23 protein-coding genes are annotated in these 22494 nt (G+C 50.8%); 8 read left to right on the top strand and 15 right to left on the bottom strand.

Annotated features, from left to right (window positions below):
* Positions 1-6 precede the first annotated feature (6 nt).
* A complete protein-coding gene (locus tag B5D63_RS00680; protein WP_078666867.1) occupies positions 7-1293 on the top strand; it encodes a DUF4302 domain-containing protein in 1287 nt (428 codons plus the stop codon).
* Positions 1294-1381: 88 nt separating this feature from the next.
* On the opposite strand, the gene B5D63_RS00675 is transcribed toward B5D63_RS00680, so the two are convergent.
* Positions 1382-3508, bottom strand: coding sequence for an alpha-ketoacid dehydrogenase subunit alpha/beta (locus tag B5D63_RS00675; RefSeq protein WP_235021433.1), 2127 nt, complete (start codon positions 3506-3508; stop codon positions 1382-1384).
* 81 nt (positions 3509-3589) lie between these two features.
* Between B5D63_RS00675 and B5D63_RS00670 the strand changes: the two genes are divergently transcribed.
* Positions 3590-4033, top strand: a complete 444-nt coding sequence (locus B5D63_RS00670) for a MarR family winged helix-turn-helix transcriptional regulator (RefSeq protein ID WP_078666866.1) — start codon at positions 3590-3592, stop codon at positions 4031-4033.
* A 129-nt stretch (positions 4034-4162) separates the two neighbouring features.
* On the opposite strand, the gene B5D63_RS00665 is transcribed toward B5D63_RS00670, so the two are convergent.
* The 4 genes from B5D63_RS00665 to B5D63_RS00650 form a co-directional block, all read right to left on the bottom strand.
* Positions 4163-4774, bottom strand: coding sequence for a fumarylacetoacetate hydrolase family protein (locus tag B5D63_RS00665; protein WP_078666865.1), 612 nt, complete (start codon positions 4772-4774; stop codon positions 4163-4165).
* 58 nt (positions 4775-4832) lie between these two features.
* Positions 4833-5408, bottom strand: a complete 576-nt coding sequence (gene pth / locus B5D63_RS00660; protein ID WP_078668481.1) for an aminoacyl-tRNA hydrolase — start codon at positions 5406-5408, stop codon at positions 4833-4835.
* 65 nt (positions 5409-5473) lie between these two features.
* On the bottom strand, positions 5474-6064 hold the full coding sequence (locus B5D63_RS00655) for a 50S ribosomal protein L25 (RefSeq protein WP_078666864.1): 591 nt from the start codon (positions 6062-6064) through the stop codon (positions 5474-5476).
* Between the two features lie 37 nt (positions 6065-6101).
* Complete coding sequence (locus B5D63_RS00650; protein ID WP_078666863.1) at positions 6102-7058, bottom strand: ribose-phosphate pyrophosphokinase; 957 nt, start codon at positions 7056-7058, stop codon at positions 6102-6104.
* Positions 7059-7273: 215 nt separating this feature from the next.
* Here B5D63_RS00650 and radC point away from each other — a divergent pair, with 215 nt between their 5' ends.
* Positions 7274-7981 carry a RadC family protein gene (gene radC, locus B5D63_RS00645; RefSeq protein WP_078666862.1) on the top strand — a complete coding sequence of 236 codons (708 nt, stop codon included), beginning with the start codon at positions 7274-7276 and terminating at the stop codon, positions 7979-7981.
* A gap of 55 nt (positions 7982-8036) precedes the next feature.
* The gene (locus B5D63_RS00640) at positions 8037-9008 is read left to right on the top strand and encodes a Gfo/Idh/MocA family protein (RefSeq protein WP_078666861.1); all 972 of its coding nucleotides are present in this window, start codon (positions 8037-8039) and stop codon (positions 9006-9008) included.
* A 151-nt stretch (positions 9009-9159) separates the two neighbouring features.
* Here B5D63_RS00640 and B5D63_RS00635 read toward each other — a convergent pair whose 3' ends face one another.
* The 4 genes from B5D63_RS00635 to B5D63_RS00620 form a co-directional block, all read right to left on the bottom strand.
* A complete protein-coding gene (locus B5D63_RS00635) occupies positions 9160-9840 on the bottom strand; it encodes a 2-C-methyl-D-erythritol 4-phosphate cytidylyltransferase (RefSeq protein ID WP_078666860.1) in 681 nt (226 codons plus the stop codon).
* A gap of 123 nt (positions 9841-9963) precedes the next feature.
* A complete protein-coding gene (queA, locus tag B5D63_RS00630) occupies positions 9964-11013 on the bottom strand; it encodes a tRNA preQ1(34) S-adenosylmethionine ribosyltransferase-isomerase QueA (RefSeq protein WP_078666859.1) in 1050 nt (349 codons plus the stop codon).
* 102 nt (positions 11014-11115) lie between these two features.
* Positions 11116-12864: an ABC transporter ATP-binding protein gene (locus B5D63_RS00625; protein ID WP_078666858.1), complete on the bottom strand. Its 1749-nt coding sequence runs from the start codon at positions 12862-12864 to the stop codon at positions 11116-11118.
* Between the two features lie 20 nt (positions 12865-12884).
* Positions 12885-13655, bottom strand: a complete 771-nt coding sequence (locus tag B5D63_RS00620; protein WP_078666857.1) for an AMP nucleosidase — start codon at positions 13653-13655, stop codon at positions 12885-12887.
* Between the two features lie 85 nt (positions 13656-13740).
* On the opposite strand from B5D63_RS00620, the gene B5D63_RS00615 reads away from it, so the two are divergent.
* Entirely contained in the window at positions 13741-14187 is a 447-nt protein-coding gene (locus B5D63_RS00615; protein ID WP_078666856.1) for a type I restriction enzyme HsdR N-terminal domain-containing protein, read from the top strand.
* Between the two features lie 118 nt (positions 14188-14305).
* On the opposite strand, the gene B5D63_RS00610 is transcribed toward B5D63_RS00615, so the two are convergent.
* The 4 genes from B5D63_RS00610 to B5D63_RS00595 form a co-directional block, all read right to left on the bottom strand.
* Complete coding sequence (locus B5D63_RS00610) at positions 14306-15724, bottom strand: Glu/Leu/Phe/Val family dehydrogenase (RefSeq protein ID WP_078666855.1); 1419 nt, start codon at positions 15722-15724, stop codon at positions 14306-14308.
* Between the two features lie 40 nt (positions 15725-15764).
* Positions 15765-15998 (bottom strand): CcmD family protein, encoded by a 234-nt coding sequence (locus B5D63_RS00605; protein WP_078666854.1) that lies wholly within the window; start codon positions 15996-15998, stop codon positions 15765-15767.
* Positions 15995-16657 carry a cytochrome c biogenesis protein CcsA gene (gene ccsA / locus B5D63_RS00600; protein ID WP_078666853.1) on the bottom strand — a complete coding sequence of 221 codons (663 nt, stop codon included), beginning with the start codon at positions 16655-16657 and terminating at the stop codon, positions 15995-15997. Before ccsA ends, B5D63_RS00605 begins: the two co-directional genes overlap by 4 nt.
* Before the next feature lie 144 nt (positions 16658-16801).
* Positions 16802-17464, bottom strand: coding sequence for a heme exporter protein CcmB (locus B5D63_RS00595; protein WP_078666852.1), 663 nt, complete (start codon positions 17462-17464; stop codon positions 16802-16804).
* 55 nt (positions 17465-17519) lie between these two features.
* On the opposite strand from B5D63_RS00595, the gene accC reads away from it, so the two are divergent.
* A complete protein-coding gene (gene accC / locus B5D63_RS00590) occupies positions 17520-19010 on the top strand; it encodes an acetyl-CoA carboxylase biotin carboxylase subunit (protein WP_078666851.1) in 1491 nt (496 codons plus the stop codon).
* A gap of 55 nt (positions 19011-19065) precedes the next feature.
* Positions 19066-19554, top strand: a complete 489-nt coding sequence (locus B5D63_RS00585; protein WP_078666850.1) for a GtrA family protein — start codon at positions 19066-19068, stop codon at positions 19552-19554.
* A 79-nt stretch (positions 19555-19633) separates the two neighbouring features.
* Here the strand turns inward: B5D63_RS00585 and B5D63_RS00580 are convergent, their stop codons facing one another.
* Complete coding sequence (locus B5D63_RS00580) at positions 19634-20203, bottom strand: thymidine kinase (protein WP_078666849.1); 570 nt, start codon at positions 20201-20203, stop codon at positions 19634-19636.
* A gap of 89 nt (positions 20204-20292) precedes the next feature.
* On the opposite strand from B5D63_RS00580, the gene B5D63_RS00575 reads away from it, so the two are divergent.
* Positions 20293-21213 (top strand): hypothetical protein, encoded by a 921-nt coding sequence (locus B5D63_RS00575; RefSeq protein WP_078666848.1) that lies wholly within the window; start codon positions 20293-20295, stop codon positions 21211-21213.
* Here B5D63_RS00575 and B5D63_RS00570 read toward each other — a convergent pair.
* Entirely contained in the window at positions 21183-22442 is a 1260-nt protein-coding gene (locus B5D63_RS00570) for a 3-deoxy-D-manno-octulosonic acid transferase (RefSeq protein ID WP_078666847.1), read from the bottom strand. The genes B5D63_RS00575 and B5D63_RS00570 overlap by 31 nt on opposite strands.
* Between the last annotated feature and the right edge of the window lie 52 nt (positions 22443-22494).

Here is a 22494-nt window from a genome sequence, read left to right as displayed (position 1 = left end):
CTTCAAATGAAAAAACTCGCATTATATACATTGCTCTGCGCCGCTGTACTGGCATCCTGCCGGAAAGACGATACCACCAGCCTTGCGGTGGAGAAGTCCTACGGCGATCCCTCCCAACAGCTCGACTCCTTCAAAACAGTACTGGGCGCTGCTCCCAACGGCTGGGTAGGTACGCTTACGCCCCGTGATGGCAGTGAACTTTTCAGCGTATACTTCCAGCTCGACAATGGCAAAGGTGAAGTAACCCTGTATACCGACCTCGATGCCAATGCTGCCGTCACACCTTCCAAAAGCCGTTTCACCGTGGGCATTACACAAACCGTCAATCCCACGCTCAGCTTCCACGAAGGTTCCCAGCTGGCAGACATCAAACTGACGGCCAACAGGGGCGTTGACACCGCCTATGCGTTCCGTTATGTCAACGGAGATACGCTGGTACTGACCGGTAATAAATACAGCGACGAACTGAAGCTGGTAAAAGCCGGTGCACAGGTGAAAGCCGATTATACCGCCGGGAAACTGGAAACAGCTATCGCCACTGCCACTGACTTTTTCAACCAGCCCGGGTTCCTGGCGATCAAACCAGGCAATGCACAGGCTTTTATTTTCTTCAATACCGATAGCAAAATCAGCGGTCTTGCTTTTCTGAACAATACTACCAGAGTATCTTCCGGCACCGGTTACGCCTATACGTTGACAGGTATCGCCCTCCATCATCCTGTATGGATAGGCAATCAGCCCATATCCACACTTGATTGGGATGCCACCGCCAATAACTTTTATGCACTGATCAACAAAAACAAGGTATACCTGGAGCGCACGGCCGTACCTGTGATCCCACTTCACTACATTCTTGGCAGTGAGATCCCTGCGCAGTTGACGGTACCGGCCCCTGACTTACTGCCGCTGCCTGACTGGTCTACCGATTTCATGGCTATATGGAATGACGTGGCCGGTAAATTCAAGGCTATCGGACTTCCAGTATCCAAACTAGTGATGGATTTCAGGACACAGGGCATTTTAAACATGAATATTTACTTTGGCGCCTACGTTGGCAAATTCACCTTTAAGTACACCAAAACGACGGACGGCATCTACACCTTTGTCATGCAGCCATTCGCCAACGATACACCGGGCGGTAATGGTAACCTGGTAAAAACGCAGGCCAAGGCGCTGACAGATATGCTGTCTTCCAACCGCATCGCTTTGGGTTATCTTGAAGATCCGGGGGGCGTCCTGGTTACTTTCAAAAGCGCAGACAAACCTACTATCGGCTTTACCGGTTACTGGTAAGCACCCAGTACTATCCTTTCACGATAAAAAAGAGAGAGGCCCTGTCAGGACGCTGACAGGGCCTTTTACATAAGGTATCGGCTGGTTTTCAGTAGGACATTAATGCCTTTATCATGGCCTCCACCTTGGCGGCGTTGGGCAGCATAGCCGCTTCCAGGCCGGTGTTGAGCGCCACGGCAGGCAGGTCCAGCGCACCCAGCATATGCACCGGGGCGTCCAGCTGTCTGAAACATTCTTTCTGAATACGGCCGGCCAGCGCCTGCGTAAAGGAATTGTTCAGCTGTTCTTCTGTCAGCAGCAGGCATTTACCATGTTTACGAACGGTCTGGAATACCAGTTCTTCATCCAGCGGAAAGAGGGTGCGGAGGTCCACAATCTCCACGTTCCCCGGAAATGCACGGGCTGCCGCTTTGGCCCAGTATACGCCCATGCCGTAGGTGATGATGCAGACAGACTCTCCGCGTTGTACATCTTTCGGGTGCGCCTGCAATATCACATTGGCTTTACCCAGTGGCAGCACATAGTCTGCCGCCGGTTCTATCGTCATGGCCTCCTGGGTGCCGGGCACCTTGCTCCAGTAAAGCCCTTTATGCTCCAGCATCACGACCGGGTTAGGGTCCAGGAATGCTGCTTTGAGCAGGCCTTTCATATCGGCTGCATTGGAAGGATACACCACTTTAATGCCTTTAATGCTCAGCAGGGTGGATTCAATACTGCCGGAATGGTAAGGGCCTCCGCCGCCATAGGCGCCGATAGGTACCCTGATGAGCGTCTGCACCGGGAATTTACCCTGGCTCAGGTAGCAGGATTTGGAGATCTCTGTGACCAGCTGATTAAATCCCGGATAGATATAGTCCGCAAACTGTATTTCCACGATGGGTTTTACGCCGGTGGCCGACAGGCCTGCCGTTGCGCCAATGATATAGGCTTCCTGGATGGCCGTGTTATACACCCGGTGGTCGCCGAATTTATCGCCGAGCGTAGCCGCTTCGCGGAATACGCCTCCCAGGCGTTTACCTACGTCCTGCCCGAAAAAGATAGCTTCGGGGTACTGCTGCATGATTTCTTCCACTGCGTGCAGCGCTGCGTCTACCATCACCACTTTATTACCGTTGGCGGGGGTACGCGTTCCCGCTTCCTGCGTAACGGGGGTGGGTGCAAACATATGCTCCAGCACCGTTTCAGGGGCCGGTTCTGCCGCTTTTACCGCCGCTGTGAAGGCCGCTTCTATATCTTCCGCTGCTGTCTGTTCTATTTCCTGCAGCGCAGCTTCCGTTACGCCATGTTTCAGCAACAGCGCCCGCAGTTTGGGCACCGGGTCGTTGGCCGCATGTTTTTCCAGGTCTTCCGCCGTGCGGTACCATTCTTTCCGTACGCCGGAGGTGTGGTGTCCCAGCAGCGGCACTTTGGCCTGTACCAGGATAGGCTTGCGTTCCTGCCGTACATAACCGATAGCCGTTTCCATGGCGGCGTAGCTGGCGGTGAAGTCGCTGCCGTCCACCCGCATACGCTCCAGCCCTTTGAAGCCGGCGGCGTATTCATAGGCGTCCATGGCGCGGGCTTCCGCGGCGGTAACCGAGATGCCCCAGTCATTGTCCTGTATGAGATAGATGACCGGCAGTTGTTTCAGCACGGCAAACTGGAATGCTTCGCTGACTTCTCCCTCCGTCACACTGCCGTCGCCCAGTGAACAAAGCACTACCGGCAATTCGCCGTTGGGGCCTGTGGACAGCTGTGCATGAATGGTTTCGAGATACTGCACCCCCTGCGCCATCCCTGTGGCGGGTATTACCTGCATACCGGTAGCGCTGCTCTGGTGGGGGATCCGGGGCTTGTCGGCCCGCCGGCTGCTGGGGTGGTTGTAGTAAGACCTGCCGCCGGAAAAAGGATCGTCTGCTTTGGCCAGTAGCTGCAGCATCAGCTCATAGGGCTCAAAGCCCATGGCCAGCAGCATGCTCTCGTCGCGGTAATACGGACTGGCAAAGTCCCATGGCTGCAGCTGCATGCCGGTGGCTATCTGTATGGCCTCATGCCCCCGGGAGGTGGAATGTACATATTTGCATATCGCCCGGTTGGCTTCATAGGTGTCTGCCATGCGGCCCGCCTGGCACATCCAGCGGTAGGCCGCCAGTAACTCCGCCAGCTCGCTCCTCTTCCCGTGCTGGCCGTTAGTACCGGCTTTTAAAGTTGAAACGCTTGTACTATCTTTAAACACGTAAAACTGTTTTGGTGATGACGATGGTGGTTCCGGCAAAATAGTTGCTATAACAACTGTTGCTATTGCAAATTAATCATTATGGCTGATACTTTTATCAATAATCCCTCTTTTTTTAAGCTGGATGCGACCCTGAAAAAACTGCGCAATTATTGGCAGAAAATGTTTGATTCCCGCCAGATGGACATCACGGTGGACCAGTGGTTGCTGGTAGAGAATCTGTACAAGCATAAAAAAACAACCCATAACGAGCTGGCCCGTAATACCTCCAAGGATATTACCACCATCTCCCGTATTATTGAGCTATTGGTAAAAAAAGGGCTGGTAAAGCGGGAAGCGGACACGTATGACCGGCGGAAAATATATCTGCAGCTGACGCCGGACGGAACGGAAAAATACAAAGCGGTGAAGCCGCTGGTACATGAAATGCGGAAGACAGGCTGGAAATCGCTGACAGAAGCGGATTATGCGGAGTTGACCAGGATACTGGACACGATCTATAACAATATCCCTACGAAAGTCTGATTTTTTGATTTGGGATTTTGGGATTTTGGGATTTAAGAAAGCGGAAGACCATGTTTTGTTATCCCATTTGATCTTCGCTGCATGTCAAATCTCTAAATCTCTAAATCCCAAAATCAAAAAATCAAAAAATCATTTAACGGCAAACTCCAGCAGGCTGTCGTTTTCGATAAAAGCCTCAAAGGTGTCCCCGATAGTGGTTGGGCCCACTCCCACAGGCGTGCCGGTAAAGATCAGGTCGCCAATGTTAAGGGTAAAGAATTTGGAAATATAGGAAACGAGAAAGTCGAAAGAGAACAGGAGATCTTTGGTATTACCCTGTTGTACCAGTGTTTTGTTTTTATACAGGCAGAAGTTGATGTCCTTCTTGTCCATCTCCGGTGTGATGGGGATAAAAGAGCCCACGATGGCGGAGTTATCAAAGGCTTTGGCGATTTCCCAGGGCAGGCCTTTGGCTTTTTGTTTATCCTGTAAGTCGCGCGCCGTAAAATCGATCCCCACAGAAATCTTATCGTAATATTTATCTGCGAATTTTTCCTGAATATGTTTGCCGTTTTTGCTGACGCGCAATACGAGTTCACATTCGTAGTGCAGGTTGGTGGTAAACTCCGGATAATAAAAAGGGTGGCCATTTTGCAGCAGGGCGTTCTTGGGTTTCATGAACAACACCGGCTCCGTGGGCACCTCGTTCTTCAGTTCTTTGGCATGGTCGGCATAGTTCCTGCCTACGCAAATAATTTTCATAATGCGTGAGTTTTAGATGATAAATTAAGCAGATAGCGGTCAGATTTGCAAATTTACTTTACAGCGGAAAGGTCATCTTGTTATACTCATTCATGGTGCGGGCCAGTCCAATGCCCGCGAAACTTTCGATGATATCGCAGCAGGCGTTGATTTTCTGTTGCACTACGGCCACTTCTGTTGGTTTCCATTTACCCAGTACAAAATCGGCCTGTCGTCCTTTGGCGTAATCGTTACCGATGCCGAAACGCAGGCGGGGGTATTGATTGGTGCCCAGTGACTCCTGTATGCTTTTCAGTCCGTTGTGGCCGGCATCGCTGCCGCCGGGGCGTAAACGGAGCACATCCAGCGGAAGCGCCAGTTCGTCCATGATCACCAGCAGGTTTTCCAGGGCGATCTTTTCCTTGTCCATCCAGTATTTGACAGCACGGCCACTGAGGTTCATATAGGTGGTGGGTTTGATCACGATAAACGTTTTACCTTTCCACTTACATTCCGCCACCTCCGCCAGCCGGTCGTTATCGAAGCTGCTGTTATGTTTGGCCACAAAAGCGTCCACCACGTCAAAACCAATATTGTGACGGGTATGACGGTATTCCTGTCCAATGTTGCCCAAACCGGCGATCAGGTATTTCATATGTTTCAAAATTAAAAAGCCCCTCTACAAGTAGAGAGGCTTTTTTGAAAAATATTTCTAAAAGATTATTTCTTTTTAGCGTCTTTTTCAGCAGCAGATTCTTCCTGACGCAGCTGACGGGTCATTACCACAGAAGCGATAGGAATACGCGGAGAGTTGGTGATTTCGATACCGTCTACTTTCACGTCTTCAACGCGGATGTTGCCATTCAGTTCGAGGTTCTCGATGTTTACTTCGATGCTCTCCACCAGGTGCTTAGGCAGTGCTTTTACTTTCAGCGCTTTCAGTTTGCTTACCAGTTTACCACCGGCTTTAACACCTACAGAAGAACCAACCAGTTTGATCGGCAGGGTTACAGACACTTTTTTGTCTTCAACCAGCTCCATGAAGTCGATGTGTGCCAGTTCATCTGTCACAACGTCGAACTGCATGTCTTTCAGTACGCATTTGTAAGTTTTAGCGCCCAGTTTAATTTCTGCGATCTGGAAAGCTGCAGTGTACACCAGGGTTTTGAATGCTTTGGCAGGAGCTGCAAAATTAACAGTTTCCGCACCCCCGTAAATAACACAAGGCACTTGTTCCTCAGAACGGATCTGGCGGGTGGCTTTTTTGCCGAATTCGCTCCTGAGTTGTCCTTCGATGGTTATTGTTTTCATTGTTTAAACAGTTTATATAAATTATAAAAATACGTTGTTATTGTTTGCGGTGACTGTGCACGAACAGGCTGGTAATAGACTTGTTTTCGTGCATGTTGCGGATAGCTACCGCAAACAGGTCTGCCACAGACACTACTTTGATTTTCGAGCTTTCCGGGCGGATGGGAATGGTATCACAAACCACTATTTCTTCCAGTACGGAGTTTTCGATGTTTTCATATGCTTTACCGCTGAACACCGGATGGGTACAGAAAGCGCGAACGCTTCTGGCGCCTTTTTCCTTCAGCAGGTTGGCCGCTTTTGACAGCGTGCCGGCAGTATCGCAGATATCGTCAATGAGCACAATGTCCCTGTCTTTCACGTCACCGATCACCACCATGGATGCTATTTCGTTGGCTCTTTTGCGGTGTTTGTCGCAAATCACCATCTCAGCATTGAAGTAGGACGCCACTTCGCGCACCCGGTTGGTGCTGCCCACGTCAGGGGACGCAAAGGTAAGATTTTCCAGCTTTAATTGCTCAATATAAGGAATAAAAATAGCAGAACTGTCCAGGTGATCTACCGGGATGTCGAAGAAAGCCTGGATCTGCGGAGCATGTAAATCCATGGTAATCACCCTGTTAGCTCCCGCGGAGGTGAGCAGGTTGGCCACCAGTTTAGATCCGATTGCCACCCTTGGCTTGTCTTTCCTGTCCTGACGGGCAAACCCGAAATACGGGATTACCGCCGTGATATACCCTGCTGATGCGCGTTTTGCCGCGTCAATCATCAGCAGCAGCTCCATCAGGTTGTCTGACGGGGCATTGGTGCCCTGCACCAGGAAAACATAGTCACCACGGATACTTTCCAGGAAAACGGGCTGAAACTCGCCATCACTGAACTTCTGAATTTTTAACTTTCCGAGGCTGTTGAGTCCGTTGCCGTATCTTTTGGCAATTTTCTCAGCCAATGCCGGATTACTGTTGCCTGTGAAGATTTTTACTGAAGGTTGCATACTGGTAGAAAAGAGGTGGCAAAACTATGATTTTTTAGGGCTACCGGCGTGATTTTTTTTCGATCAAAAACTAGATTTTAAATAATTTTTAAATTTAATCCATTAGAAATTAATTTATTACACTGGTTTTGATCTATTTTTTCAGAAAAAGAAACCGGGGAGGGGAATTTTTTTTCCAGTGATTTTTCGCGAAATTCGAAGAAATGCGATGACATATGTTTGTTAGCCCGAAACCACACCCCCATGTGGCCATCCGTCAATGGGCGGATGCCGAAAAACCAAGGGAAAAACTGCTGCAGCACGGCGCCGGCACCCTCACAGACACCGAACTGCTGGCCATCCTCCTGCATACCGGCCATAAAAACAAGTCTGCCCTGGACCTGGCCCGGGAAGTATTGCAGCTGGCACATCACAACCTGCCGGAACTGGGCCGGATCAGCGTCCGGAAACTGCAAAAGCTCAAAGGCATGGGCCGCGCCAAAGCCGTTACCGTGCTGGCCGCCATGGAACTGGCCCGCCGCCGCCAGGCAAGCCCCATCCATAAAAAAACCGTTATCCGCGCCGGCGCAGATGCCGCCCTGTTCTTTAAACCCCTCCTGGCAGACCACTCCTTCGAAACATTCTACGTCATGTTCCTCAACCACGCCAACAAAGTGCTGCAATACCGCTGTATCAGCACCGGCGGCATGACCAGCACCGTGGTAGATACCCGCCTCATCTTCCGCGACGCCCTGGAAGCCGGCGCCTCCAAACTGCTGCTCTGCCACAACCACCCCTCCGGCAGCCTGCGCCCCAGCCAGGCCGATATCCGCATCACCCTGAAAATAAAGGAACAAGGCCAGCTCTTTGACATAGACGTACTGGACCATATTATCGTGTCTGAAACAGGCTACTGCAGCCTCGTGGAAGAAGGTGTGATATAAAAATCAAAAAATAACCAAATGTATTTACTTTCGCATTTATTTATTACGATCCAATATGCTCAAAATAGGAATCTTCGGGGTAGGACATCTCGGTAAAATTCACCTCTCCCAGCTTTCAACCATGAAAGACGTGGAAGTTACAGGCTTCTATGACCCCAGCGATGCCAACGCCGCCAGCGTGGCAGAACAATACAATATTCCCCGGTACACCACAGCGGAAGAACTGATACTGGCCGTAGACGCCATCGACATCGTAGCGCCTACCACCCTCCATTATAAATTATGTGAACTGGCCATCCGCAACGGTAAACATATTTTCGTGGAGAAACCCATGACCAACACCATGGAAGAAGCCAAAACACTGGTAAAACTGGTGGATGAAGCCAACATCAAATTCCAGGTAGGCCATGTGGAACGCTTCAACCCCGCCTTCCTCGCCCTGAAAGGCTATGACCTGAAGCCCATGTTCATCGAGGTACACCGCCTCGCCGAATTCAATCCGCGCGGTACCGACGTAAGCGTGATCCTCGATCTCATGATCCACGATATCGACATCGTACTCAGCATCGTTAAATCCACCGTCAGCCGTATATCCGCCAGCGGCGTGGCTGTCATGAGCGATACCCCCGATATCGCCAACGTACGCATCGAGTTCCATAACGGCTGCGTGGCCAACCTCACCTCCAGCCGCATCTCCCTGAAAAAGATGCGCAAAATGCGCCTCTTCCAGAAAGATGCCTACATCGGTATCGACTTCCTCGATAAAAAATCTGAAATCATCAAGCTGAAAACACCGGAAGACGAAGGCCTCTTTACCCTCGATATCGAAACCAACAGCGGCAAAAAAACCATCGCTATCGATAACCCGGAAGTAAAACAGTCCAACGCCATCCGGATGGAACTGGAACTGTTCCGCGACGCCATCCTCCATAATAAACCCGTGGCCGTAAACGCCATCGATGGCCTGCAGGCGCTCGACGTCGCCCACCAGATCCTGCAAAAGATCTCTCGCAAAGACGCGAAGTAAGCCAGGAGCGCAAAGATTTTGAAAGAAAAATAAAAAAAGCAAAGGAGCGGAGATCAAATTTGACCTCCGCTCCTTTGCTTTTCTTTGCGCTCCTGATAATTATAGTTATTGTCTTCGCACGCTTTGCTCTCTTATAAAGCTTGGCGTGACACTACCCGCGTAAATCCAGGAAAGCTTTCGCCATCAACAGGTCCAGCGGCTTCGTGATCTTCAGGTTCGCCTCCTCCCCTTCCACCAGGTGTATAAAATGACCAAAATGCTCCACTACCGTAGCTTCATCGGTAAACAACGGATCATAAGGCTGCTCAAAAGCCGGTAACAGCAACGATGACACAAAAGTCTGCGGCGTCTGTACAATACGGAAACGCCCCCGGTCCACCGCCCTGTTATTTTCTCCGTTTACTTCCCGGATACTGTCTTTCATATCTATCACCGGAACAGCGCTACCATGGCTCAACGCAGCTTCATAACAGGTACGGACCAACGCCGGCGATACCAGCGGCCGCACCCCGTCATGCACAAAAACCACCGCATCGCCCTTAATATGCTGCAGCCCGTTCTTTACGGAATGGAAACGGGTTTCCCCTCCCTTCACCAGCGTAATGGCCGGAATATTATCGAAAGCCTGCAGCAGGTTATTGGCGTAACTGATATGCTGCTCCGGCAGCACCAGCACAATCTCCATGTCCTGATAAGCAGTAGTGAATGCGGTAATGGTATGGTATAACACCGGTTTGCCCGCAAGGTCCATAAACTGTTTGGGTATGGCGCTCTGCATCCTGGTACCGGAGCCGCCTGCAACAATGATGGCTGTTTTTTTTCTATTGCCCATAAAAGGTATTCATACTACCCGGTAAAAATCGCGGATGCCTGAGGGAAGACCAGTGCGAAATATACATTTCAATCACTCTTCTCTCAGGCATCCGCAGTGAATAAACTTGTAAGCCGTCGTTTATCAGATAATCAACATGGCGTCGCCATAGCTGAAGAAACGGTATTTTTCCTTGATGGCCTGCTGATAAGCTTCCATGATCAGATCATAACCTGCAAAGGCGCAAACCATGATCAGCAAGCTGGTTTTGGGCAGGTGGAAGTTGGTCACCAGTGCATTCGGAATAGCGAAATCATACGGCGGGTGGATAAAGGTGTTGGTCCAGCCTTCCGCTGCTTTCAGGTGGTTCTGCGCAGTCACGGAAGATTCCACGGCACGTACGGAAGTAGTACCAATGGCGCAGATCCTGCGGTTTTCTTCCTTCGCTTTGTTCACCACTTTTACCGCATGCTCCTCGATGTGGAAATACTCAGCATCCATTTTGTGTTTGCTCAGATCTTCCACCTCAATCGGACGGAAAGTGCCCAAACCGGTGTGCAGTGTTACTTCTGCAAATTTCACCCCTTTAATCTCCAGGCGTTTGATCAGCTCGCGGCTAAAGTGCAGACCAGCAGTAGGTGCCGCTACAGCGCCCTCGTACTTGGCGTACACGGTTTGATAACGCTCTTTGTCTTCTTCTTCCGGTTTACGCTTAATATACTTAGGCAGCGGTGTTTCACCCAGCGTGTCCAGCACCTGTTTGAACTCCTCATCGTTGCCCTCAAATAAAAAACGGATGGTACGGCCTCTGGAAGTAGTATTATCAATTACTTCTGCCACCAGTGACTCATCGTCACCAAAATACAACTTGTTGCCTACGCGGATTTTACGTGCCGGGTCAACAATTACGTCCCACAGACGATTCTGCTTGTTCAGCTCACGCAGCAGGAAAACCTCAATTTTTGCTCCAGTCTTCTCCTTACGGCCATACAACCTTGCCGGAAACACTTTGGTGTTGTTGACAATCATCACATCCTTGTCATTGAAATAACCCAGGATATCCTTGAATACCTTGTGTTCAATTTTTCCGGTAGTGCGATTTACCACCATTAAGCGTGATTCATCTCTTGTCTTGGAAGGGTGCTGTGCGATCAGGTTTAAAGGGAGATCGAATTTGAACTGTGATAGTTTCATATTACGGTATGAATAAGAATTTTTTAGTGGGTGCAAAGGTACTGATTATTAGCTATTCGTCAAAAAAATGAGCTATTAGTATAATAATCAATTATATATGCATTACAATCCCTTCGGTATGGCAGCAATTAACTGCCGGGTGTAGGGATGCTGCGGATGATCATACACCTCGTCGGCCGGTCCCGTTTCCACCATCTTTCCCTGCTGCATCACCATCATCCGGTCACTGATAAAACGCACCACCGACAGGTCATGCGAGATAAAAATACAGCTGAAGCCAAACTCCTCCCGCAACCGGATCAGCAGATTCAGCACCTGCGCCTGTACGCTCACATCCAGCGCCGCCACCGATTCATCACATATAATAAAGGAGGGATCTACCGCCAGCGCCCGGGCAATCACCACCCGCTGCCGCTGTCCGCCGGAAAACTCGTGCGGATAACGGTTAAAATGCTCCGGCAACAGATTCACCTTCTCCAGTAATTCCAGTACCTTCTCCCGCTGCCTCCGCTCATTACCGTACAGGCCATGCACCTGCATAGGCTCCAGAATAGCCGCACCAACAGACTTGCGCGGGTTCAGGGAAGCATACGGGTCCTGGAAAATAAGCTGCATATCTTTCCGCAGCGCCCGCATACCGGCGGGTGACAGGCTTCGCAAATCCTGCCCTTTATAAACAATACTCCCCCCGGTTGGTTCTATCAACCTTAAAAGAGATCTTCCCAATGTTGTCTTGCCACAGCCGGACTCTCCCACCAGCCCCAGGGTTTCTCCCTGTGCAACAGTAAAACTCACATCATCTACCGCTTTGTACCATTGCAGTACGTTGCCGGTGAGGCTTTTCTTTACGGGAAACCAGGTCTGCAGTCCATGGACTTCCAGCAACGGCGGACTGGCAGCCAGCTTCGCCTGCCGGGCCTTTAATTCACGCTCGCTGATCACCAGCCGGTTGATCACCTCCGCTACGGCGCCGGCTTTCTCCTGTATATTTCCCTCCGCGTCTGTCTCCATGAAATCACGGGTAACCGGCAATCTCGACAGGCGCTTGTCCAGCGGCGGCCGGCAGGCCAGCAGTCCTTTGGTATACGGATGCTGCGGATGCAGAAACACCTGTTGCACCGGTCCCTGCTCTACAATACTCCCTTTATACATCACCACTACCCGCTCTGCCAGTTCCGCCACCACGCCCAGGTCATGCGTAATGAACAGCACGCTCATATCCATCTGTTGCTGCAGGTCTTTCAGCAGCTCCAGTATAGCTTTCTGTACAGTTACGTCCAATGCGGTAGTGGGTTCGTCGGCAATCAACAGGCGGGGCTCACAGGAAATAGCCATGGCAATCATGACACGTTGTTTTTGCCCGCCTGACAGTTCATGCGGGTAACGGTCCATAATGACAGCGGGATCGGGCAGTTTTACCCGGGCAAACAATGCTTTCGCCTGCTCACGGGCTTCTTTCGGCGAAATACCTTTATGCAGGCGTATCGCTTCCGTGACCTGGGCGCCACAGGTATGTAAAGGATTGAGAGAGGTCATGGGTTCCTGGAAGATCATGGCAATTTCATTGCCACGGTAAGCCCGCATGGCCGTATCGGAGAGCTGCGCCAGGTCTGTCACCTGGCCGTTGGCATGGTGGTAGAGGATCTTTCCGTGGGATATCCTTCCCGGCGCCTGGATCAGGCGCATCACAGAGAGGGAGGTCACCGATTTACCTGAACCGGATTCACCCACCACCCCGATGATCTCTCCCCTGCCTACAGACAGGTTCAGGTGGTTGACAGCCTTGACAGTGGTATCATGTGCATGGAAGGTCACTTCCATGTCTTGTATCTCCAGGCGCGTAGAATGCATGCCCGGAAGATACAACAATTCTAAAAACGCAGGTGCTTCACGGTCTGGTGGCTATCGATCAGTTTCTGCAGGGATTCTATCCCAATCTGAAGATGACGTTCCACAAATTTGGTGGTCACTTTCTTATCGCTCTCCTCTGTTTTCACCCCTTCAGGGATCATCGGCTGGTCAGATACCAGCAGCAGCGCACCGGTAGGGATCTTGTTAAAGAAGCCGACGGAGAAAATGGTGGCTGTTTCCATGTCTACCGCCATCGCTCTTACACGTTCGAGGTATTGCTTGAATTCGGCGTCATGCTCCCAGACACGGCGGTTGGTAGTGTAACAGGTACCTGTCCAGTAATCATGCCCCAGTTCCCGGATGGTGGTGGAGATGGCTTTCTGCAGCGCAAATGCAGGCAGTGCCGGCACTTCCGGGGGAAAATAGTCATTGGAGGTACCTTCGCCCCGTATAGCCGCTATCGGTAGTATCAGGTCGCCGATGGCATTTTTCTTTTTCAGCCCGCCGCATTTACCCAGGAACAGCACGGCTTTGGGATGGATGGCGCTGAGCAGGTCCATCACGGTGGCGGCGCCGGGGCTGCCCATACCGAAATTGATGATGGTAATATCGCCGGCAGTAGCACACTGCATGGGTTTACCTGCGCCGATCACTTCAACGTTGTTCCATTCGGCAAACATGGTAAGGTAGTTACTGAAATTGGTGAGGAGGATGTGTGACCCGAAGCGGTCCAGCTTTTCACCAGTGTAGCGGGGAAGCCAATTAGCTACAATTTCTTCTTTTGTCTTCATAGCCTTTTGACAAGCAAATATAGGGTTTTGTTCGCTATTCTCCATATTATCCCCCTATCTTCGTGCCGGCATAAACGACAAAGTATTGATCACCATTAACTTTCCACCACCGGATTTCAGGATCAGCCGGGAGCAGGACAAAGAACTGATTTTTGACCGCTACCGGAAAAAATTCGTGCGGCTTACCCCGGAGGAATGGGTACGGCAAAATTTTCTCAACTACCTCGTAAAATCCCTGGGTTATCCGGCTTCGCTGATCGGGATTGAGCGGGAGATCATGCTCGGGGAATTGAAAAAGCGGTTCGATGTTGTGGTGTACAATCGTCGCATGGAGCCCTGGATGCTGGTAGAATGCAAGGAAATGAATGTCCCCATCAGTCAGCAGACGCTGGAACAGATTGTCCGTTACCATATGGTGATTCCGGCCACTTACCTTGTAATGACCAATGGCACGCACACATTCTGCTGTACACATAACGCAGCCTCGAAGCAATGGCTGTTTCTCACCGCCCTCCCGCATTTTGAAATTTAGATATTTTGGTATTTAGTTGGATCCTTAATGGCAAGTACCAAAAAAAACAGCGGAAATCACTACAATCTCCGCTGCATTTTAAATAACTAAATTCCAAAATATCTAAATCCCTAAATGATCAAGGGAAGATACCCAGTTGCTCGTAAGCGGCACCTACCTTGTTGATGGCAACCACATAAGCGGCAGTACGCATATCATGGATCTGCGGGGTGGCCATCATCACGTCGCGTACTTCGTGGAGGGCGGCGTGCATGGTTTCTTCCAGGCCGGAGTAAACCAGGTCTACTTCGTCTGCACCGTGAGCGATGAATTTTCTTTCTTTATCGGATACTTTTTTACCGGTCAGCTCTTCGATGGTCTGCAGAATGTGGATGTTCATGTTTTCATCGAAGCGTTTGCCCAGACGGCCATAACGCACGTGGCTGAGGTTCTTCAGCCATTCGAAGTAAGAAACGGTTACACCGCCGGCGTTCAGGAACATATCAGGCACTACGATCACGCCTTTTTTGTTCAGGATTTCATCAGCTTCCGGAGTAAGCGGGCCGTTGGCGGCTTCGCCGATGATTTTTGCCTTTACATTGGGCGCATTATGTTTGTCGATCACATTTTCCAGGGCTGCAGGGATCAGGATTTCGCATTCCAGTTCCAGACCGTCTGTATTTTTATTCAGGTTGGCAGCGCCGGGGAAGTTAATGATAGAGCCGGTTTCTTTTTTGTGTTTCAGCACAGCGTCCGGATCGAGGCCTTTTTCGCTGAAGATGGCGCCATCCCATTCGATGAGGCAGATCACTTTAGCACCTGCTTCGTGGAAGTATTTGGCGGCATGATAACCTACGTTACCCATACCCTGTACCACGACACGTTTGTCTTCGAGGCCGGTAGTGAGGCCGAGGCGCTCCATATCTTCCTTGATGTTGCACAGTTCGCGCAGGCCGTAGAACACACCGAGGCCCGTAGCTTCGGTACGTCCGCGTACGCCGCCCTGGGATACCGGTTTACCGGTAACGCAGCCATAACCGTCGATTTCACCCGGACGGAGGCTCATATAGGTGTCCAGTATCCAGCTCATTTCCCTTTCGCCGGTACCATAGTCAGGAGCGGGAACGTCTGTGCCGGGGCCGATAAAGTTTTTCTTTACCAGTTCCGCGGTATAACGGCGGGTAATGGCTTCCAGCTGGAAGGGAGTATAATTGCGGGGATTGATTTTAAGACCGCCTTTAGCACCGCCAAAAGGCACGTTAACGATCGCGCATTTGTAGGTCATCAGGGAAGCCAGCGCCATCACCTCATCCTGGTTAACTTCATCGCTGAAGCGGATACCGCCTTTACAAGGCAGTTTGTGGTGAGAGTGCTGTACGCGGTAAGCTTCAATTACCTGTACACCATCGCCGATTCTTACCGGAAATTTGATCTGGTAAACGGCGTTACAAGCCTTGATCTGCTCCAGAATACCCTTGTCCCACTTGGTGAAAACCGCGGCTTTGTCGAAACTTCTTTCCACACTCTGGAAAAAGCTATAATGCTGATCTTGCGACATAATATGTATTGTTTTGGTATAACGATTAGATTATCACGGATTATTTTTTGTCCCGCTGCTCCAGCTTGCTGATCTTTCTGTCCAGGTTAATGAGGAAGAGTACAATACCCAGGAAGATGATCACTAAAACGCCTACGATCACATATATCTTGTCATTACTGCGGAAGAACTCGTTTACGGCCCCTTTCTCTGTATCCTGTTGTTGTGCATTTGCCAGTACAGACACCAGCAGGAGGGTGAGTGTCAGGCAAAATGAAAACGCTTTATTGATCATTTAAAAATATTTTTAAGCTCAAGTTTTTTATAGCGGACCAGCAGGCTGTAGATCCACACGCTCAGGAGGGTCCAGCCAATAAAGGCAGGGTACAGCACCAGTTTCATACCGCCATCCGTGTCTTTTGAAGCAAATCCTGGTGTAGAGGCGCTTCCCGGGTGAAGGGAATCCACCATACGGGGGATGATGTACGTCAGCGGGATGAGCAGGGCGAAGGCGAAGATGTTGAACACCGCGGAGATACGGGCCCTTTTATCAATATCGTGGATAGAGATGCGCAGCACCAGATAAGCCATATAGATGAGGATGGCGATGGCCGTGCATATCTGTTTGGGATCGTCCGTCAGCGTGCCTCCCCAGGTATAGGTAGCCCAGAGGGAGCCTGTGGCGAAGCCCAGTACGCCAAAAAAAACGCCGACACCTGCCGCGCTGGAAGCATATACGTCTCTTTTCAGATCATATTTGGACAGGTAAAGGAGAGAATTAACAACGGAGATGGTGAACATGGTATACATACATATCCACATTGGCACATGAAAAAACAATCCACGGGATGATTGTCCATTGGTTCCTATGATTGGTATCCTGATAGTGAACCCGGCGATAATTACATAAATCAGAAGCAGTATCGCTAATGCTTTCCACCAATGTCTGGCCATTTTTTAACAGCTATATTCCGGGGCAAACCTACACGTTTTATCCTTAATCGCAAAGATTTTACGCGATTTTAAGTTTATCCAAAATCCTGAATTACCCGTTAAAATCCGTTTATATAAGTAGCAGAAATATTCGATATTTCGAAATCAGTCCTTCCACAGAAACGGGAAGAGCACCATGGTAAGGGCAATGGTCAGCAGGTCCATTCCGCCCAGCAGCAGGAACATCCTGGGCAGCCCCGGCTGGTACACCGTTACAAAAGCCGATAAAGACACGTTGGCCAGCAGCATCAGCATGGGCATCATCAGCGGGAAGCCCATCACCGCCATCAGCGCGGCATTATGGTTGGCCTGCGCCGCAATGGCCGCCAGCACGGTAAACAACAGGCTGAGGCTTGTACCGCCCAACAGCACGATCCCCACGAAGTAGCCGGTATTATGCAGCGGGTTGCCCAGGAAGGTAAAACTGCATACCAGCGCTATCAGGCTCATGAGGGTCATCAGGATAACGTTATAGATCAGTTTGGCCGCGATGAACACCCGCGGAGGCACCAGGGAATAGAAATACAGCAACCGTCCCCTGTTCTCCTGCATAAAACTTTTGGCAATGGCGTTTACCGCTACAAACAATTGTATCACCCAGAAAAGGGCGTTCCATAATTTGTCATCCGGTTTGCCCATCATCAGGTTGATCACAAAAACGGTGGAGATGATATACAGCAGCACGCCGTAAAAAGCGTACTGTTGCCGCAGTTCCAGCACCAGGTCTTTCCGGACCAGCGTATATATTTGGTGGGTAGTAGATTTCATGTGACCGCGAAATTACGATTGATTGCTTATATTAGCTGCTTGTTAAAAATTTTGCATGAAAAAGATCCTGGTAGCCAATCGTGGAGAAATAGCCTTGCGCATTATGCGTTCTGCCCGTGAAATGGGAATCAAAACAGTGGCCGTGTATTCAGCAGCTGACCGCACCATGCCTTTTGTACAATATGCAGATGAAGCGGTGTGCATAGGGCCGGCGCCTTCCAACCAGTCTTACCTGCTGGGGGAAAAAATCATTGCGGTGGCCAAAGAGCGCGGGGCAGACGGTATACATCCGGGCTACGGGTTTCTGAGCGAGAATGCGCGTTTCGCGCAGCAGGTGGCCGATGCAGGTATCACTTTTATCGGTCCTGCGGCTGCTTCCATTGAAACGATGGGCAGCAAGCTGGCCGCCAAACAGGCAGCGCAAAAGTTCGGCGTACCGATGGTGCCCGGCACCGAAACACCCCTCCGTAGCGTGGAAGAAGCGCGGGAGGTGGTGAAAAAAACCGGCTTTCCCATCCTGATCAAAGCTTCCGCCGGCGGTGGCGGTAAAGGCATGCGCGTAGTCAACGCCCCGGAAGAACTGGAAGAACAGATCCGGCTGGCTAAAAGCGAGGCTCTCAGCGCTTTTGGCGATGATGCCGTTTTCATTGAAAAATATGTCGGCGCCCCCCGCCACATTGAAATACAGATACTGGGCGACCAGCATGGCAACTGTGTATACCTGTTCGAGCGGGAATGCTCTATCCAGCGCCGGCACCAGAAACTGATAGAAGAAGCGCCGTCTTCTGTGCTCACGCCCGCCATCAGGGCCGCTATGGGCAAATGCGCAGTGGATGTGGCCAAGGCCTGTAACTATTACGGCGCCGGCACCGTGGAGTTCCTGGTAGACGAGCAGCTGAATTTCTATTTCCTCGAGATGAACACCCGCCTGCAGGTGGAACACCCTGTCACCGAACTGATCACCGGCCTGGACCTGGTAAAGGAACAGATACGGGTGGCCCGCGGCGAAAAGCTGTCATTCTCCCAGGAAGATCTTACCATCAACGGACATGCAATAGAACTGCGTATATGCGCCGAGGATCCGGCCAACAACTTCCTGCCCGACACCGGCTGCCTGGAAACCTATATTCGCCCCCAGGGCTACGGCGTACGGGTAGACGACGGCTATGAACAGGGCATGGACATCCCTATCTTCTACGACCCGATGATCGCCAAACTGATCGCCTGGGGCAGCACCCGTGAAGAAGCCCGCCACCGGCTGATCCGCGCCATCGAAGAGTACCAGGTAAAAGGCATCCGCACCACCCTCCCTTTCGGCCACTGGGCGCTGCAACAACCTGCGTTTATCGAAGGCCGTTTTGACACCAATTTCATCAATAAATATTATACGCCGCAAGCCTTGCTGGCAGAGCGTCCGGAGATAGACAAGCTGGCCGCCATCCTGGCTGCGCAGGTGTGGCAGCAACAAACCGTAGCTTTACAATCAGCGACCGGTTATGAAAAGCAGCCCTCATCTGCCTGGAAAAAGAGAAATATGTTAAGATAAGTTTAAATAGGTGCCCGGAAAATCCTAAAACGACTAAATTTGCGCCAGTTTTAACATGTTACGCAGGATCATACTACAAATCATCGACTTCTTCTATCAGCCGTTTGCCCGGGTAATGCCCCGGCAGACTTTCCGCTACCTTGCCTGTGGTGGCGGGAATACGGCGATGGATATCCTTTTGTACTTTATCTGTTACAATTTTGTATTGCAGAAGGAGATGATCCATCTGCCTTTTATTGATATCAGCGCGCACATCGCCGCCCTGTTTATGTCGATGGCAGTCACTTTCCCCACAGGTTTCCTGCTGAGTAAGTACGTGGTGTTCTCTGATTCCAACCTCCGGGGCAGGGTACAGCTGTTCCGCTATTTCCTGCTGGTAGGTATCTGCATTCTGCTCAACTACTTCCTGATGAAGCTGTTTGTAGACAGGCTACACTTCTACCCCACCATCGGTAAAATCTTTACCACCGCGCTGGTAGTCATCTTCAGCTATCTTACCCAGAAAAAATTCACCTTTAAAGTAAAACAGCAATCCCCGGGCTGACATTCCGGGAGGGAACATATTTAAAAGCAAAATGGCCGGCCTCAGCGAGACCGGCCATCCTGTTTATGGATGATCCTGTTTATTTTCCTTCATAATAACAATGCCGGCAACGGGGTTCATAGAGGTCTTTTTCGCCCAGCAGCAATGTTTCTGTTTCCGCAGATTTGCGGTAAGAGTAGTTGGCGATATTGCCGCAACATACACAGATGGCGTGTAGCTTGGTAATATAATCAGCTTTGGCCAGCATAAACGGCATCTGCCCGAAGGGCTTCCCGGTATAATCCATGTCCAGCCCCGCCACTATCACCCGGATACCCTGTAATGCCAGTTTATCACATACATTGGGCAGTTCCGCGTCAAAAAACTGTGCTTCGTCTATTCCTATCACATCCACTTCCTGCGCCAGCAGCAGGATCTGCTGTGAGTTGTCAATAGGCGTGGAAATAATTTTATTCTCGTCGTGCGATACTATGCTTCCTTCATCGTAACGTGTGTCTATCACCGGTTTAAAGATCTCTACCTTTAAGTTGGCAATACGGGCACGTTTCAGGCGGCGGATGAGCTCTTCGGTTTTTCCCGAGAACATAGAGCCGCATACTACCTCAATCCAGCCCCTCCGTCCTCCTGCAAGAGAAGGTTCAATAAACATATTGTATTATTTTGATTATTAATTAATTAAAATACGCTAATTTTATCCAAATAAAATAATTCCTATCACTAAGCGTTAACAATTAAGGCATGGAAAAAATAAATGCATTAATTGAGAAGTTACAGGAATTGAAAAATTCCGGAGCAAACCTGCAGGCGATATCATACTATGTACAGTTGCTGCAGGCGGAGGTGTTGTACGTGCGTAACAAACAACAGCAGCAGGAGATGCAGAACAGACAAGACATTGCTGTGATCATGCCCGTGCAGCCCCCCATGTCCGTACCGGTTACAACCGCAACGCAAACTACAACATTACCGGCAGATAAACCGGAAGTCCCGGCTGCAGGTTATCCACAATCCACTGTGGCTGCAGATCTTGTTCCATCCAAACCGGAACCGGTGATAACGGCCCAGCCTATTCCCACCCTGGCCGCCAATATGCCCCCTCCCGCCGCCAGAGAACCTTTACAGGAACCCGTTTTCAAGGACATCCCCGTCAGGGAAAAAGAAAAAGAGAAGGAAAAAGCCCCCCCTCCGGCCACGCTGTTCGACCAGGCAACTGAACCTGAACCAGAACCCGTACCTGCTCCTGCTCCCGTCCCGGCTCCCACACCGGCACCGGCACAAGCACAGGCAAAGCCGCATACCGTACCTGATACACATGGTATCCGCAAAGACCTGAACGAACTGGTAGGCAATCATAGCGGCTTGTCTCTCAATGACCGCCTGCGGCAGCAACAAACGGAAGTAGCCCAGAAACTGGGAGACATGCCGGTAAAAGATCTGCGCGCAGCCATCGGCATCAACGACAAGTACCAGTTCATCCAGGAGCTGTTCCGCGGCGATACCGACCTCTACGAACGCTCTGTCAAAACCATCAATGAGTTTAAGTCCCTGCAGGAAGCTGATTACTGGATACAGCGGGAGATCAAGATCATCCAGGGCTGGCAGGATGACCACCACCTGGTACAACACTTCTATTCCCTGCTCAGAAAGCGGTTCTCCTGAATATATCGCAGGATTTTTTCCGTTGCCCCTTTATTATCCCTTACATAGTTGCCCGCTATGGAAGCGGTTTCCTCATAAAAGGCAGGCTCGTTCTGCAGCCTCTTCATATAGTCTTCCAGGTTAGTAAGCCCTGATACTGCCAGCGCGCCTTTGAGCGCCACCAGCTCCACGGCTTCGAAATATTTACTGTATTCCGGTCCTATGATCACCGGTTTGCTGTACACCGCCGGTTCCAGCAGGTTGTGAATACCGTCATTTCCGAAACCGCCGCCTACATAAGCTACATGGGCATAACGGTACAGGGTGGTTAACATTCCAACGTTGTCAATGATAAGTACATCAGCAGGCGGCGCGCCCGCTTTCAGCGCGGAGTAGGTCACCGCTTCCGGAAAAAGGGCCAGTACCTGCCGGATATGGGATTCGTGGATTTCATGGGGGGCGATGATCATTTTCATGCCGGGGCGGGTAGTTTGCCGCCACCACGACGCCAGCAGCTGTTCATCTTCCGGCCAGGTGCTGCCAGCGACGAGCACGTGGCTGGCGCCCGCAAACTGCGCCACCAGTGGCAAAACAGTTTGCTCCGTGAGCAGTGCCGCCACCCGGTCAAACCGGGTATCGCCGCTGATGCTGGCCGTTCGGATGCCGATGCCCTGCAGCAGGCGCAGGGAGTTTTCATTTTGCACGAAGATGTGGGTCAGTCCTTGTAACAGGCGGCGGAACATGCCGCCATAGCCTTTAAAAAAGAGCTGACTTTCCCGGAAGATGCCAGACACGAGCAGGACCGGTATTTTTCGTGTATACAGCTCCGTAAGGAAATGATACCAGAATTCATATTTAATGAAGAGGACCAGCGCCGGCCGGGCAATGCTGATAAAATCCTGCGCATTGCGGCGGGTGTCCAGCGGAAGGTAATATATATAGTCAGCGCCGGGATAATCTTTTCTCACTTCGTAGCCGGAGGGAGAAAAAAAAGTTAACAAAATTTTATAGCCGGGATATTGCCGCCGGAACTCCTCCAGTACCGGCCGGCCCTGTTCAAACTCTCCCAGGGAGGCGGCATGTACCCAAATCAGCGGGTGCCGGCCGATACCAGCCTGTTCCATCCGGGAACGCCAGTGTTGACGGCCACTTAGCCATAAAGATGCCTTCTTTTTGCCGCCCATGGCTGCCAGACCTACTCCTGCCCTATACAGCCGGATACCGGTATTATAAATTGCCTTTGCTAACATTCGCCTGCGTACTTTTACTGAAATTTAATCGTCCTGCAAAGATAATCCCCAC

It is taken from the genome of Chitinophaga eiseniae, assembly GCF_900167135.1.
Classification (GTDB): domain Bacteria; phylum Bacteroidota; class Bacteroidia; order Chitinophagales; family Chitinophagaceae; genus Chitinophaga; species Chitinophaga eiseniae.
Note: the sequence above shows the minus strand (reverse complement) of the source record. Positions and strands in the feature narration are given on the sequence as shown.

Coding starts and splice junctions, on each gene's coding strand:
- B5D63_RS00680 (WP_078666867.1), top strand. CDS start 7: ATGAAAAAACTCGCATTATATACATTGCTCTGCGCCGCTGTACTGGCA.
- B5D63_RS00670 (WP_078666866.1), top strand. CDS start 3,590: ATGGCTGATACTTTTATCAATAATCCCTCTTTTTTTAAGCTGGATGCG.
- B5D63_RS00665 (WP_078666865.1), bottom strand. CDS start 4,774: ATGAAAATTATTTGCGTAGGCAGGAACTATGCCGACCATGCCAAAGAA.
- pth (WP_078668481.1), bottom strand. CDS start 5,408: ATGAAATACCTGATCGCCGGTTTGGGCAACATTGGACAGGAATACCGT.
- B5D63_RS00655 (WP_078666864.1), bottom strand. CDS start 6,064: ATGAAAACAATAACCATCGAAGGACAACTCAGGAGCGAATTCGGCAAA.
- B5D63_RS00650 (WP_078666863.1), bottom strand. CDS start 7,058: ATGCAACCTTCAGTAAAAATCTTCACAGGCAACAGTAATCCGGCATTG.
- radC (WP_078666862.1), top strand. CDS start 7,274: ATGTTTGTTAGCCCGAAACCACACCCCCATGTGGCCATCCGTCAATGG.
- B5D63_RS00640 (WP_078666861.1), top strand. CDS start 8,037: ATGCTCAAAATAGGAATCTTCGGGGTAGGACATCTCGGTAAAATTCAC.
- B5D63_RS00635 (WP_078666860.1), bottom strand. CDS start 9,840: ATGGGCAATAGAAAAAAAACAGCCATCATTGTTGCAGGCGGCTCCGGT.
- queA (WP_078666859.1), bottom strand. CDS start 11,013: ATGAAACTATCACAGTTCAAATTCGATCTCCCTTTAAACCTGATCGCA.
- B5D63_RS00625 (WP_078666858.1), bottom strand. CDS start 12,864: ATGCATTCTACGCGCCTGGAGATACAAGACATGGAAGTGACCTTCCAT.
- B5D63_RS00620 (WP_078666857.1), bottom strand. CDS start 13,655: ATGAAGACAAAAGAAGAAATTGTAGCTAATTGGCTTCCCCGCTACACT.
- B5D63_RS00610 (WP_078666855.1), bottom strand. CDS start 15,724: ATGTCGCAAGATCAGCATTATAGCTTTTTCCAGAGTGTGGAAAGAAGT.
- B5D63_RS00605 (WP_078666854.1), bottom strand. CDS start 15,998: ATGATCAATAAAGCGTTTTCATTTTGCCTGACACTCACCCTCCTGCTG.
- ccsA (WP_078666853.1), bottom strand. CDS start 16,657: ATGGCCAGACATTGGTGGAAAGCATTAGCGATACTGCTTCTGATTTAT.
- B5D63_RS00595 (WP_078666852.1), bottom strand. CDS start 17,464: ATGAAATCTACTACCCACCAAATATATACGCTGGTCCGGAAAGACCTG.
- accC (WP_078666851.1), top strand. CDS start 17,520: ATGAAAAAGATCCTGGTAGCCAATCGTGGAGAAATAGCCTTGCGCATT.
- B5D63_RS00585 (WP_078666850.1), top strand. CDS start 19,066: ATGTTACGCAGGATCATACTACAAATCATCGACTTCTTCTATCAGCCG.
- B5D63_RS00580 (WP_078666849.1), bottom strand. CDS start 20,203: ATGTTTATTGAACCTTCTCTTGCAGGAGGACGGAGGGGCTGGATTGAG.
- B5D63_RS00575 (WP_078666848.1), top strand. CDS start 20,293: ATGGAAAAAATAAATGCATTAATTGAGAAGTTACAGGAATTGAAAAAT.
- B5D63_RS00570 (WP_078666847.1), bottom strand. CDS start 22,442: ATGTTAGCAAAGGCAATTTATAATACCGGTATCCGGCTGTATAGGGCA.